Annotated in this window: 13 protein-coding genes; 9 read left to right on the forward strand and 4 right to left on the reverse strand. The window is 54.4% G+C overall.

What is annotated here, in order from left to right:
• The first annotated feature begins 129 nt into the window (after window positions 1–129).
• The 6 genes from OGY35_RS07180 (at window position 130) to OGY35_RS07205 (ending at window position 5,688) form a co-directional block, all read left to right on the forward strand.
• A complete protein-coding gene (locus OGY35_RS07180; protein ID WP_286631825.1) occupies window positions 130–1,434 on the forward strand; it encodes a CitMHS family transporter in 1,305 nt (434 codons plus the stop codon).
• Window positions 1,435–1,468: 34 nt separating this feature from the next.
• Window positions 1,469–2,809, forward strand: a complete 1,341-nt coding sequence (locus OGY35_RS07185; protein ID WP_286631826.1) for an acyclic terpene utilization AtuA family protein — start codon at window positions 1,469–1,471, stop codon at window positions 2,807–2,809.
• On the forward strand, window positions 2,809–3,108 hold the full coding sequence (locus tag OGY35_RS07190; protein WP_046491532.1) for an AtuA-related protein: 300 nt from the start codon (window positions 2,809–2,811) through the stop codon (window positions 3,106–3,108). Before OGY35_RS07185 ends, OGY35_RS07190 begins: the two co-directional genes overlap by 1 nt.
• Before the next feature lie 89 nt (window positions 3,109–3,197).
• A complete protein-coding gene (gene atoD, locus OGY35_RS07195) occupies window positions 3,198–3,854 on the forward strand; it encodes an acetate CoA-transferase subunit alpha (protein ID WP_152400318.1) in 657 nt (218 codons plus the stop codon).
• Window positions 3,854–4,513, forward strand: coding sequence for a 3-oxoacid CoA-transferase subunit B (locus OGY35_RS07200; RefSeq protein ID WP_286632059.1), 660 nt, complete (start codon window positions 3,854–3,856; stop codon window positions 4,511–4,513). Before atoD ends, OGY35_RS07200 begins: the two co-directional genes overlap by 1 nt.
• The gene (locus OGY35_RS07205; RefSeq protein ID WP_152400322.1) at window positions 4,510–5,688 is read left to right on the forward strand and encodes an acetyl-CoA C-acetyltransferase; all 1,179 of its coding nucleotides are present in this window, start codon (window positions 4,510–4,512) and stop codon (window positions 5,686–5,688) included. The genes OGY35_RS07200 and OGY35_RS07205 overlap by 4 nt, the downstream gene beginning before the upstream one ends.
• A 52-nt stretch (window positions 5,689–5,740) precedes the next feature.
• On the opposite strand, the gene OGY35_RS07210 is transcribed toward OGY35_RS07205, so the two are convergent.
• Genes OGY35_RS07210 through glpE form a run of 3 tightly spaced genes read right to left on the reverse strand, consistent with a single transcriptional unit; the run spans window position 5,741 to window position 7,716 of the window.
• A complete protein-coding gene (locus tag OGY35_RS07210; RefSeq protein WP_042322936.1) occupies window positions 5,741–6,499 on the reverse strand; it encodes a DeoR/GlpR family transcriptional regulator in 759 nt (252 codons plus the stop codon).
• Between the two features lie 15 nt (window positions 6,500–6,514).
• A complete protein-coding gene (gene glpG / locus OGY35_RS07215) occupies window positions 6,515–7,345 on the reverse strand; it encodes a rhomboid family intramembrane serine protease GlpG (protein ID WP_152400325.1) in 831 nt (276 codons plus the stop codon).
• A gap of 44 nt (window positions 7,346–7,389) precedes the next feature.
• Window positions 7,390–7,716, reverse strand: coding sequence for a thiosulfate sulfurtransferase GlpE (gene glpE, locus OGY35_RS07220; protein WP_152400327.1), 327 nt, complete (start codon window positions 7,714–7,716; stop codon window positions 7,390–7,392).
• A gap of 221 nt (window positions 7,717–7,937) precedes the next feature.
• Between glpE and glpD the strand changes: the two genes are divergently transcribed.
• Window positions 7,938–9,446: a glycerol-3-phosphate dehydrogenase gene (gene glpD / locus OGY35_RS07225; RefSeq protein WP_286631829.1), complete on the forward strand. Its 1,509-nt coding sequence runs from the start codon at window positions 7,938–7,940 to the stop codon at window positions 9,444–9,446.
• A 47-nt stretch (window positions 9,447–9,493) separates the two neighbouring features.
• Here the strand turns inward: glpD and OGY35_RS07230 are convergent, their stop codons facing one another.
• Complete coding sequence (locus OGY35_RS07230; RefSeq protein WP_286631831.1) at window positions 9,494–10,603, reverse strand: glycerol dehydrogenase; 1,110 nt, start codon at window positions 10,601–10,603, stop codon at window positions 9,494–9,496.
• 337 nt (window positions 10,604–10,940) lie between these two features.
• Here OGY35_RS07230 and OGY35_RS07235 point away from each other — a divergent pair, with 337 nt between their 5' ends.
• Together OGY35_RS07235 and ilvD are read left to right on the forward strand one after the other, a co-directional pair.
• Entirely contained in the window at window positions 10,941–12,272 is a 1,332-nt protein-coding gene (locus OGY35_RS07235) for an MFS transporter (protein WP_178825718.1), read from the forward strand.
• Window positions 12,269–13,984, forward strand: coding sequence for a dihydroxy-acid dehydratase (ilvD, locus tag OGY35_RS07240; protein WP_286631834.1), 1,716 nt, complete (start codon window positions 12,269–12,271; stop codon window positions 13,982–13,984). Before OGY35_RS07235 ends, ilvD begins: the two co-directional genes overlap by 4 nt.
• Window positions 13,985–14,037: the final 53 nt, after the last annotated feature.

The following is a 14,037-nucleotide window of genomic DNA, read 5'->3' on the forward strand; positions in this document are numbered from 1 at the left end:
CCACCTGGCACACTGTGATAAAAATTAATGCACTGATAAAACATATAACCCTCTGCACATAGTTAACATTGTATTTACTTTCATACATTCCGAAGCAGATAAATTTATAAAAATATTAAGGAGAAACACATGCTGGCGCTAATAGGTGTGCTTACCATAGCCACCTTATTATTTTTTATCATGTCTAAAAGGATGTCACCTCTGGTTGCCCTGATCGTCATTCCGGTGATTGGCGCGCTGGCTGCAGGCTGCGGAACGGATACGGCAAAATATGTGGTCGAAGGCATCACAAAACTGGCCCCGATGGCGGCGATGTTTGTCTTTGCGATCGCTTTTTTTGGCGTCGTGACGGATGCCGGGATGTTTGACCCTATCGTGCGCGGCATTTTGCGCTTTGTAGGGACCAACCCGGTTAAAATCATCATCGGAACGGGTCTTCTGGCGCTTATCGCCCACCTTGACGGCAATGGCGCGGTAACCTTTTTAATTACGGTCCCCACCATGCTGCCGCTGTTCAATCGCCTCGGCATGGACAAACGGATCCTGCTTGGAATTGTTGCGCTCAGCGCCGGGGTCAACTTTTTACCCTGGACCGGCCCAATGATTCGCGCCTCTGCCGCGTTGAACGTCACCACCCATGACCTCTTTATCCCGCTCATTCCGGCGCAGCTCGCGGGCCTGGGTTTTATGGTCGTGATGGGCTGGTATTGGGGTAAGCGCGAAGAGAAACGTCTTGGCGCAGCCCACTTTGCCGCTGCCGCAGGCGATTTCTCGCATCATAAGGAACTGACCGAGCAGGAAAAAGTTCTGCGTCGCCCGCATCTTTTCTGGGTCAACATCGCGCTGGTTATCGCCGTGATCGGCACGATGGTCTTCACCCGAATCTCCCCCACCGTCGCCTTCATGATCGCCCTGACGCTGGCGCTGATGATCAACTATCCGAATGTTGAAATGCAGAAAGAACGGATCAACGCCCACGCCAAAGCCGCGCTGATGATGGCCAGCATCCTGTTCGCAGCAGGGGCATTTACCGGGATCATGGGCGGCGCGGGCATGCTTAAAGCGATGTCTCACGCGGCGGTGGAGTTTATGCCTGCGGCGCTGGCGTCCCATATTCCGTTCATCGTCGGCCTTATCTCGATGCCGCTGTCGCTGATTTTCGATCCCGACTCTTACTACTTCGGCATTATGCCTGTCGTCGCGCATACCGTGGACATCATGGGTATCCCCGCCATTCAGGTCGCTCAGGCATCGGTGCTGGGTCAGATGACCACCGGCTTCCCGGTCAGCCCGCTGACCCCCGCGACCTTCCTGTTGGTCAGCCTTGCCGGTGTCGACCTCGCGGATCACCAAAAATTCTCCATCCCGGTCCTGTGGGCAGCCAGCGTCATTATGACCTTTGCCGCTGCCCTCACCGGTGTCTTCCCGATTTAACAGCACATTTCTTGTGACGAATTAAGGAAATAGAATGAAAACAATTCGAATTGGTTCCGGAGCAGGCTACGCAGGCGATCGCATTGAACCTGCGGTTGAACTGGCCGAAAAAGGGGAACTGGATTATCTGGTGTTTGAATGTCTGGCAGAGCGTACCATCGCCATTGGACAAAAACAGAAGCAACAGGATCCGAATAAAGGCTATAACGAACTGCTCGACGCGCGGATGCGCGCGGTGTTACCGACCTGTCACGCTAAAAGCGTGCGGATCATCTCTAACATGGGTTCCGCCAACCCGGTCGCCGCCGGAAAAGCAGTGCTGAAGATAGCCCAGGAGTTGGGTCTGCATGGCCTTAAAGTCGCGGTGGTCACTGGCGATGAGGTGTTGTCACTTATTCAGTCGATGGACCTGACGCTGGATGAAGCCGGCGTCCCCGTCTCTCGCTTTGAAAAAAACTTACTTTCCGCAAACGCGTATTTAGGTGCGGCGGGGTTACTGGAAGCGCTTGATTCCGATGCGGATGTAGTGATTGCCGGACGCGTCGCGGACCCTTCTCTTTTTCTTGCGCCGATGATGCATGAGTTCAACTGGGCCGCTGATGACTGGCAGCATCTGGGTATGGGAACCTGTATCGGTCATCTTCTGGAATGCGCCGGACAAATCACCGGCGGATATTATGCCGATCCGGGAGTGAAGGATGTCCCTCGTCTGGCATATCTCGGTTTCCCGCTGGCTGAAGTCAGTGAAGATGGCAACGCCACCATTACCAAAGTGGCCGGTTCCGGCGGACTGGTCACCGAAGACACCTGCAAAGAGCAACTGCTGTACGAAATCCACCGGCCGGATCGTTATCTCACCCCTGACGTGGTCGCTGACTTTAGCCATGTGCGTTTCAGCCAGTGCGGTCCGGATGCCGTGCGGGTTACCGGCGCGACGGGCGCGCCACGCACCGAAACGCTGAAGGTTTCCGTCGGTTATCAGGATGGCTTTATCGGTGAAGGTGAAATTTCCTACGCCGGTCCGGGCGCGGTAAATCGCGGCCGTCTCGCTCTCGATATCGTGCGTGAGCGCTTTGCCATTTGCCACGTCAATGCCGAAGAAACGCGTTATGACCTCATTGGCGTCAATGCGCTGCATGGTGAAACGCGCGGTCAGTACAGCGATCCTTATGAAGTGCGCGCCCGCGTTGCTGCCCGCTGCACCACCCGCGCGCAGGCGGTTACCGTCGGTAACGAAGTGGAAACGCTCTATACCAATGGTCCTGCGGGCGGCGGCGGCGTCATGAAATCCGTAAAAGAAATCCTGGCGATGGATTCCACTCTTATTCCGCGTCAATGCGTTCAACACCACGTTACCGTACTGGAGAATAAATAATGAAATTACGTGAAATCGCTCATTCCCGTACCGGAGATAAAGGAAATATTTCCAATATTTCATTAATTGCCTGGCGCCCGGAAGATTATGCCACGCTGGCAGAACAGGTCACCGCCGAAAAAGTCAAAGCCTGGTTTGGCGATATCGTACAGGGCGAAGTGATTCGTTATGAATTACCGGAACTCGGCGCGCTAAATTTCGTGATGCATAAAGCGCTGGGAGGTGGCGTCACTCGTTCACTGGCGCTGGATATGCACGGCAAAGGGCTAAGCTCTGCGTTACTGGATATGCCCATTTAATTTTTTCGGACACCAACATCCTCACTCTTCGGCGGGATTTCATTATCCCGCCAGAGGATCCCTGTCCTCAAAACAGCAAGTACACCATTATGCAAAACAAAAGAATAACGGCGGATAAATTCCGCGAATTATTACACGACGGCATGAGCATTATGTTTGGCGGCTTCATGGGCGTCGGGACGCCGGAATATCTGGTGGCAGAAATTATGCGTTCCGGGGTGAAAGAATTAACGCTTATCGGCAATGACACCGCATTTGTCGATAAAGGTATTGGTCCTCTGATTTCTAACGGCCAGGTCAAAAAAGTGATCGCCTCACATATTGGTACCAACCCGGAAACCGGTAAAAAAATGATTTCCGGTGAACTCGATGTTCAGTTAGTGCCACAAGGAACGCTCGCCGAACAGATCCGCGCGGGCGGCGCCGGACTGGGGGGATTCCTCACGCAAACCGGACTGGGCACCGTGGTGGAAGAAAATAAACAAACGCTGCTGGTCAATGGTGAGAAATGGCTGCTGGAGCAACCTCTGCGCGCCGATCTCGCCATTCTTCTTGCCAGTCATGCCGATGAAGCCGGCAATCTCACCTATGACCTGACTGCCCGCAACTTCAACCCGGTGATGGCCCTGGCCGCCGATGTGGTCGTGGCCGAAACCCGCGACATCGGCGCGTTGGGAAGTATTCCTCCTGTGCACGTCATCACCCCCGGTGCGCTGGTGGATCATCTGTTCATGGAGGCCCAGTGATGAACGCAAAAGAACGTATTGCCCGCCGCGTGGCGCAAGAGTTACACGACGGCGACGTCGTTAATCTGGGCATTGGCCTGCCGACGCAGGTCGCGAACTACCTGGCCGAGGATATTCAGGTCACGTTGCAGTCGGAAAATGGTTTTCTTGGCCTCGGCCCTCTGGACGAAGTGAATGCCTGTCTCGTCAATGCAGGCGGTCAGCCGTGCGGCATGATCCCAGGTGCGGCAATGTTCGACAGTTGCTTCTCTTTCGCTCTTATTCGCGGGGGACATGTTGATGTCTGCGTGCTCGGCGGTTTGCAGGTCGATGAACGCGGAAATCTCGCCAACTGGATGGTGCCCGGAAAAATGGTGCCAGGCATGGGTGGGGCAATGGACCTCGTGGCAGGTGCAAAAAAAGTCATCATTGCGATGGAGCACTGCGCTAAAAATGGCGAGCCAAAGCTGCTACACCGTTGCAGTTACCCCTTAACGGCGGTTGGCAAAGTCAGCAAAGTCATCACCGAACTCGCCGTATTCAGCTTTGTGAACGGCGAAATGATCCTCGACGAAATCAGCGACACCCTCACGCTTGATGAACTTCGTGCGTGTACGGAAGCACACTTCCGTGTTTGTGCACACCTGAAAACACTGCAGCCCGTGGAGGCTCTGGCATGAACGACTCCATTGTTATTGTGAGTGCGAAACGCACCCCTATTGGTAAATTTGCCGGCAGCCTGGCAGACGTCCCGGCGGTGATGCTGGGCGCGACCAGCGTGCGGGCGAACCTGCTGGACCTTCCGTCAGATATCAACATTGACGAGGTGATCCTCGGCAACGTGTTACAGGCCGGATTAGGGCAAAACCCGGCCCACCAGGTGACGCATCATGCGGGTTTAGCGGAGAGCGTGCCGTCATTCACGGTCAATAAAGTCTGCGGCTCTGGCCTGAAAACCGTCGTGCTGGGCGCGCAGTCCATTTTGAGTGGCGATAATCAGACCTGTATTGTCGGCGGGATGGAAAACATGAGCGCCGCCCCCTACCTGTTGGCCCGCGCGCGCCAGGGGTATCGTATGGGCAACGGTGAACTGACAGACGTAATGATCCACGACGGGCTCTGGTGCGCCTTCAATGATTACCACATGGGGATCACGGCGGAAAATATTGCCAAACGCTATCGCTTAAGCCGCGAAGAGCAGGACCAGGTAGCGCTGGCATCGCAGCAAAAAGCGATAGCCGCGATCAACGCCGGCTATTTCAGGCAGGAGATCGTGCCGGTAACCCTGAAGCGTAAAAAAGAGGTCTGTCTGTTTGATACCGATGAGTTTCCACGCCCGGAAACCGATGCCGGTTCGCTGGCGAAACTACGTCCGGCCTTTGAAAGTACGGGAACCGTCACCGCAGGCAATGCCTCCGGTATCAATGACGCGGCGGCGACACTGGTCCTGATGTCCGAACGCGCTGCGCGTGCGCGTGGGATTACACCGTTAGCGCGCCTGAAGAGTTGGGCTTCGGCCGGGGTTGACGCCAGTATGATGGGACTCGGCCCAATACCAGCGACAAAACGGGCGCTGGAAAAAGCCAAAATGACGGTCAGCGATCTGGATTTAATCGAAGCCAACGAAGCCTTTGCCGCACAGTATCTGGCGGTTGCCCGCGAACTCGACTTCCCGGAAGAGAAAGTGAACGTCAACGGCGGCGCGATCGCGCTGGGACATCCTATTGGCGCAAGCGGCGCACGGATTCTGGTGACGCTGGTTCACGCGCTGCAGCAGCGCAATAAATCCACCGGGCTGGCAACGCTGTGCATCGGCGGGGGTCAGGGGATTGCCGTGATTGTTGAGCGCCTGTAAGCGCGTCATCCGCACGTCCCCGGCACGCCGGGGACGGTTTCAGCCAGCACGTCTAGCACAGTTCAAGTTGAATATGGTTCTCGGTAATCACCTGGAGCACACCCGCCGGCGGCAGAATGTCGGTATACACTGCATCCACCAGGTTGATGCTGCCCATGTTCACCATCGCATTACGGCCAAACTTCGAATGATCCACCACCAGCATGACGTGGCGGGAATTCTCGATAATCGCACGCTTGGTGCGCACCTCATGATAGTCGAACTCCAGCAGCGAGCCGTCGCTGTCGATGCCGCTTATCCCCAGAATGCCAAAATCCAGGCGGAACTGGGAAATAAAGTCGAGCGTCGCTTCGCCAATAATGCCGCCGTCACGGCTGCGAAGCTCGCCGCCCGCGAGAATAATGCGAAAGTCCTCTTTTACCATCAGCGTGTTCGCGACGTTGAGGTTGTTGGTCACGATACGCAAATTACTGTGGTTGAGCAGCGCGTGCGCCACGGCCTCCGGCGTTGTCCCGATATCAATAAACAGCGTTGAACCGTTGGGGATCTGCGTAGCGACTTTGCGCGCAATGCGCTCTTTTTCCGCCGTCTGCGTAGCTTTACGATCGTGCCACGGCGTGTTGACTGAACTGGACGGCAGCGCCGCGCCGCCGTGGTGGCGCAGAATCATGTTTTGATCGGCCAGGTCGTTGAGATCCCGGCGAATGGTTTGTGGGCTGACGGAGAAATGCTCCACCAACTCTTCCGTACTGACGTATCCCTGTTTTTTTACCAGCTCAATGATTGCATCATGTCGTTGTGTTTGTTTCATTGTTATTCCCTGGAACTATGTTCGTTTTCGCGCATTTAAAGTATCCGCGAACGCCATTGCCAACCCAACTGCCAGCCCGGCGATATGTGCGCCATTGGCCATCGACATCCCAAACAAATCAAACCATCCGGCGACGATCCAAATCAGCGCGAAAATAATCAACCCGCGTTGCAGATAGATCCCGCTTTGCGGATCGCGCTCACCGCGCAGCCAGACGTAGCCCATCAGCGCGTAGACGACACCGGAAAGCCCGCCGAACCACGGGCCGCTAAACTTGTGCTGTACATATCCGCTCAGCAAGGCGCTGATGACCGTAATCACAATCAGTTTGCCGCTGCCTAAACGTTTTTCAACCGCACCGCCAAGATACCACCACCACAGCAGGTTGAAGAGAATGTGCATCAGTGAAAAGTGCATGAAGGCGTGCGTGAAGTAGCGCCAGACATCAAACTGTAATGACGGGTCGAACGGCCAGGCCAGCCACATCATCACGGTTTGATCGCCAACGATGTTCATGACGATAAACACCAGAATGCAGGCTGCCATTATCAGCCAGGTGACCGGACCCGCCCGCTCACGCAGTGTGGCTAAAAACGGGAAACGGCGGTAATGAAGTCCACTGCCGGTATGACCGGACTGCCAGCTGGCCGCGAGATAACGCGGATCGCCGGGATTCTCCAGAAAACGCGCCAGCTCCGCATGCACACGTTCGGCCTGCGTTTCATCCGCCAGCCAGACATCGCTTTGATGATGTTGTTGAATGGTCAGGATAACGCCCTGCGTCGCCATGTAATCAACAAAGGCCTGCGCCACGCGGGGGTTAGCAAAAGAGGTAATCATCAACATTGTTGCTGTCGCTTAATCCGTACAAAAGAGGACAGTATAAAGGCTTACGAGCCGTATGCCACCTCTGCGGGAAAATGACGATGCCAGGCGTCAAATCCACCATCTATGCTGTAGACCGCGTCATAGCCCTGCTGGAGCAAATATTGCGCCGCGCCTTTGCTGCTGTTGCCGTGGTAGCACATAACCATGACCACCGTATCGAAATCATGATCGCGCATAAATGAACCCAGCGTGTCGTTCGTCAGATGAAATGCCTGGGGAGTATGGCCCATTGCAAAACTTTGCGGATCGCGGATATCCACCAGTACCGCCGCGCCCCGATGCAGCTTCTGGTGCGCTTCTTCAACATTAATACATTCAAACTGTTCCATACATTCTCTTCTTTATAGTGCAGGTAATAGTGCAGGTAATAGTGCAGGTGAGACGTTTTCGGCATGTTGCCCCCTAGTTTACGTCCCCACGGGAGTGAAACGCCATAATGTTATATGTATCACTGTAAATTGTTTATTCGATGTTACCAATGGCGCGTTTCTTTGCTATTATGCTCGATAACGAACATTTATGAGCTATAACGAAAGTGCACGAGGGCAGCATGGAAACCAAAGATCTGATTGTGATAGGGGGAGGCATCAACGGTGCCGGTATCGCGGCAGATGCCGCTGGACGCGGTTTATCCGTGCTGATGCTGGAAGCGCAGGATCTTGCGTGCGCAACCTCCTCTGCCAGTTCTAAACTCATCCACGGTGGCCTGCGCTACCTGGAACACTACGAATTTCGGCTGGTGAGCGAAGCGCTGGCTGAGCGCGAAGTGCTGCTGAAAATGGCGCCGCACATCGCCTTCCCGATGCGCTTTCGTCTGCCGCATCGTCCGCACCTGCGTCCGGCATGGATGATTCGCATTGGTCTGTTTATGTACGATCATCTGGGCAAACGCACCAGCTTGCCGGGTTCTTCCGGTTTGCGTTTTGGCGCAGAGTCCGTACTGAAACCCGAAATCGTGCGCGGTTTCGAATATTCTGACTGCTGGGTAGACGATGCGCGTCTGGTGCTGGCCAATGCTCAGATGGTGGTGCGTAAAGGTGGGGAAGTGTTAACCCGCACTCGGGCAACCTCTGCGCGTCGCGAAAACGGTCTGTGGGTAGTCGAAGCCGAAGATATCGATACCGGTAAGAAATTCACCTGGCAGGCACGGGGACTGGTCAATGCCACCGGTCCGTGGGTGAAAGAATTTTTCGACGAAGGCATGCATCTGCCTTCACCGTATGGTATTCGCCTGATCAAAGGCAGCCACATTGTGGTGCCGCGCGTCCACACCCAGAAACAGGCTTATATCCTGCAAAACGAAGATAAGCGCATTGTGTTTGTCATTCCGTGGATGGATGAATTCTCGATCATCGGCACCACTGACGTTGAATATAACGGCGACCCGAAAGCGGTGAAAATTGACGAAAGTGAAATCAATTACCTGCTCAAAGTGTACAACGCACACTTTAAGAAACCGCTCGGTCGCGACGATATCGTCTGGACCTATTCCGGCGTGCGTCCGCTGTGCGACGACGAGTCGGATTCGCCGCAGGCCATCACCCGTGACTACACGCTGGATATTCATGATGAAAACGGCAAAGCGCCGCTGCTTTCCGTCTTCGGCGGTAAGCTGACCACCTACCGTAAGCTCGCCGAGCACGCGATGGAGAAACTGTCGTCGTACTATCAGGGCATTGGCCCGGCATGGACCAAAGACTGCGTGCTGCCAGGCGGTGAAATCGGTGGCGATCGCGAAGACTACGCGGCAAAACTGCGCCGTCGCTATCCGTTCCTGACGGAATCACTGGCGCGCCACTACTCGCGTACCTACGGCAGCAACACGGAGTGGATCCTCGGTGAAGCGACAACGGTCGCAGACCTGGGCGAAGACTTCGGTCATGAATTCTACGAAGCAGAACTGAAATATCTGGTGGACCACGAATGGGTTCGCCGCGCGGATGATGCGCTGTGGCGCCGTACGAAAGAAGGCATGTGGCTCAACGCCGAACAGCAGTCCCGCATGACCCAGTGGCTGGCGGAGTACGTCGAGAAACATCAGCTTTCACTGGCGTCTTAAATGACATTACGCCCGATAGACACGCGCTACCGGGCGTTTTATTACTTTCAGAGTGACTTCATTTTCCGCTTCCGCGCTTGTCCAAGCGCATCTGCCGTTCGTAATGCAGCAAGTACCGCTTCAGGCGTAATTTCGCAGGGTTCATTATGCATCGTTTCTCCCACCTGACAGGCTGCCTGTGCCACTGCCAGTAGCTCTTTATCGTTGACGTCAGCCAGACCAATATCTGCCAGCGTTGTCGGTAGCCCCACGTCCTCACAGAACTGATAGACCTCTTCGACAAGTTCAGGAGCCCTGTCGGTTAACACCAGCATTGCCAGCGTACCAAAGGCCACTTTTTCACCGTGCCAGTACTGATGTGTTGCGGGAAGTACGGTTAAACCATTATGAATAGCATGCGCTGCCGCCAGTCCTCCACTTTCAAAACCGAGCCCGGATAACAGCGTATTGGCTTCAATCACATGTTCCAGCGCTGGCGTAACCTGGTGCTGCTCACAGGCCAGCTTTGCCGAACGACCATAGCGCATCAGCGTGTTGTAACAGAAGCGGGCCAGCTCAAAAGCCGTCATAGGGCCTGGACGGGATGTCATATTCCCGGCCCCTTTTATTCGACAGTCCTCGGCTTCAAACCAGGTCGCCAACGCATCCCCCATTCCGGAGATTAAGAAACGCACCGGCGCGGCGGCGATAATGGCGCTGTCCACCAACACCAACGTGGGATTACGGGGGATCATCAGATAGCGTTTGAATTGACCTTCCTGTGTATAGATGACGACTAATGAGCTGCAGGGGGCATCCGTTGAGGCAAGCGTGGGAACGACGGCAATAGGAAGACGCAAACTTGCCCCTGTCGCTTTGGCGGTGTCTAATGTTTTACCCCCGCCCATACCCACAATAACATCCGCCCCGACTTGCTGCGCACGCGCAGAAATTCTGGCGATCTCTTCATCGCTGCATTCGCTATTGAAAACCTCAATTTCAAAATCAACCACGCCGTGAAGTGCCGACGCGAGCGTATCCTGATATCTCTCGTAAACCACAGGGTCTTGTAAAATAAGCGCTTTATGCCCTAAAGAGGCAAGCTCCTGAGGCAGATGCGTTGTCAATGCGCCCTTTCCCTGAACATAGCGAGACGGAAATATTGCCGTTGTGACCATTCAAATTCTCCTTACCATTAAAGTTCAATATACGGAACGTTGATTCTTTATATGGAATTTATTGCAAGTTCTCTGACGCACACAACCGACAAATCAGTAGAAAGCTTCATCCTGTGAAGAGTGACACAGTTTTGATGCTTCCCCGGAAAACTGGCCTGTTTTTAGCAAGGGAACGCGTTTCTGCGGTTTTTGCAACAGGATATGAAGCAAATCACAAAACATAACCTTGTTGACAATATGGAATTGACGCTCAAAATTTATCCCCTCATAGTATTTGTATACAGAACAATAGTTCTATATACAGAACAAATTACCTCTACTATTAAGGGATGCGCTAATGAGCATTGAACTCGATAAACCGACTACGCGAGGACGCTGGCTACACATCATTCCAGCCACCATCCTCGTTTATATCGTGGCTTACATGGACAGGACGAACATCGCGATTGGGATTGCGGGGGGAATGGAAGAAGACCTGGGAATGACCGCTTCGTTTGCCGGTCTGGTCGCTGGCATTTTCTTTATTGGTTATATCTTTTTGCAAATCCCCGGCGGTCAAATCGCGGAACGATTAAGCGCCAAGAAATTGATCGCCTGGACTATCGTCGCATGGGGCGGCTTCGCGCTGCTGACCGGCTTCGTCCAGACCCCTACCCAGTTGCTGATTATCCGCTTTATCCTTGGCGTCGCTGAGGGTGCGGTCTATCCCGCCATCCTGGCGTTGATTGGTCACTGGTTCCCCAATGAAGAACGCGCAAGGGCGATTGCCTATTTCCAGATGAACCTTGCCGTGGCGTCGATCATCACCGGACCGCTTTCCGGTTGGCTTATCGAAACCTATGGCTGGCGAGAAATGTTCGTCATCGAGGGGTTACTCTCACTCGGTCTGCTGTTCGTCTGGCTGCCGTTGGTCTCTGACCATCCTCATCAGGCCAAATGGCTGGATCCTAAAGAGCGCGCCTGGATCGAACAGAAATTGCAGGCCGATCGCGCGCTGACGATCGGGGGCGAGGCAAGCAGTATCCGCAATGTCCTGAGCAGCATTAACTTATGGAAGCTGATCGGCATCTATTTCTTCGTGCAGGTTGGTTTCTACGGCTTCGCCCTCTGGATGCCAAACCTGATTAAACACCTGACCGGCAGCGGAATGACTATCGTCGGCTTACTGACTGCGGCACCGTACATTTTGTGCATCGTCGGCCAGTACTACATTGCCAAATGGTGTGACAAAACCATGAATCGCCGCCTCTACACGGCAATCCCATTGCTGGGCTTTGCCGCCTGCCTCGCGCTCTCCCTGCTATTGAAAGATAACGTCTGGCTGGCGTACGGCATGATGGTCATCTGCGGCTTCTTCCTGCAGGCCTATGCGGGACCGTTCTGGACATTGCCGCCATTACTCTTCGCCCCCAACGTGCTGGGCGGCGTACGCGGCACCATCAACGCATTAGGCAACATCGGCGGCTTTATTGGCCCTTATCTGGTGGGCTTGTTAACCGTCACGTTCTCCCAAACGGCGGGGATGACGGTGCTGGTAGCCGCACTCCTCATCGCTGTCGCGCTGCTGTTCAGCCTACCGTCGGTTACCGCCCGTCCAGCAGGCAGTAGCAATCCTCATCATGCATCGGCGCCTGAGACGTCGCTCAAACAAGAAGGAATCGCCAAATGAGTCAGAAATGCCAACACGCCCGTGACCTGTGGTCACAACTGGACGCCCTGCGTCTGGGGATGAATTACACCAAAGAAGATGTCAATAAACTGCAGGTTCTGGTGGATGACTGCTATGGCGAAAGTCATCCCGGTAGCTTTCATCTTAATCATCTGGGCGATGAAGCCGTTTTAGGCATTCACGAAAGCGGCGGTCGTGCCGTTCGTCATCACGTGACCGATATTTGTGATGGCTGGGGCCAGGGTCATGATGGGATGAACTATATTTTAGCCTCCCGCGAGGCTATCGCGAACATGGTCGAAATCCATGCCTCCGTCGTGCCTTACGATGCCGGTATCCTGATTTCTAGCTGTGATAAATCGATCCCGGCGCATTTGATCGCCGCGGCGCGCCTGAATCTACCGATGCTACATATTCCCGGCGGCTCAATGCGTCCGGCGCCGAATATGAGTACGTCCGATCTCGGAGGGATTACCGCCAAACTCAAGAAAGGCGAGATAGGCATTCAGCAGGTAGAGGCCATGCAGCAGTGCGGTTGCCCAACGGCAGGTGCCTGCCAGTTTATGGGCACCGCCAGCACGATGCAGTGCATGTCTGAAGCGCTGGGCCTTGCCCTACCGGGAAGCGCGTTACTGCCCTCCACGCTGGCGGAGATTCGTCGCATCGCACGGAGCGCCGGTCATCAGGCGTTATACCTGGCAGAGAAAAATATCACGACGCATAAGATTCTCACCCCTGCCGCCTTTGAAAACGCCATTAAGGTCCATGCCGCCATCGGCGGGAGTACCAACGCCATGATCCATCTCCCGGCAATCGCCCATGAACTGGGTTGGGAGCTGAAACCTGAACTGTTTGACCAGATAAACAATGAGATCCCTTACCTCACCAATATTCAACCCAGCGGCCAGTACGTCACAGAAATGATGTGGTTCGCGGGCGGCGTACCGATGGTGCAATGGTATCTACGCGACTATCTGGATCTGGATGTCCTGACGGTGACAGGCCGGACGCTGGGTGAAAACCTGGAGATGCTCCATCAGTCCGGTTTCTTTACCCGCAACCACGGCTATCTGAGTAATTATCGGGTCAGCCCGGAAGAGGTGATCCGTAAACCGGAAAACGCGACCAAGAAAGGGTCGATTGCCGTGCTAAAAGGCAATATCGCGCCGGAAGGCGCGGTTATCAAATACGCCGCCTGTGCGCCAGATATGCACCACCATATCGGCCCCGCACGCGTCTTCAATTCGGAAGAGGATGCCCAGCAAGCCATTATTCATAACCACATCGAACCGGGTGATGTCATTTTTATTCGTTATGAAGGGGCTAAAGGTTCGGGAGCACCGGAAATGCTCATGACCACAGACGCGATTGTTTATGACAAACGTCTTGATGGCAAAGTCGCCCTGATTACCGATGGTCGTTTCTCCGGCGCAACCAGCGGTCCTTGCGTCGGCCATGTTTCTCCGGAAGCGGCCGATGGCGGTCCCATTGCACTTGTCGAAGACGGTGACCTCATCGAAATGGACGTCAAAGGACGCAAGCTCAACATTGTTGGCATTCACGGAGAGTACAAAACGGAAGAAGAAATTCAGCACTGTCTTGAACGCCGTCAGGAAAACTGGACGAAACCGGATTATTCAAACCGACGCGGCGTCTTTAAGCAATTTACGACCAACGCAACCTCATTAATGGCGGGAGCCTGGATTAAATAACGTCCCTGGTGGGCGGCATGATTGCCAGCCCACCTGCTTTTAAGGATAAACTC

It is taken from the genome of Citrobacter sp. Ct235 (assembly GCF_030332305.1).
GTDB lineage: Bacteria > Pseudomonadota > Gammaproteobacteria > Enterobacterales > Enterobacteriaceae > Citrobacter_A > Citrobacter_A telavivensis.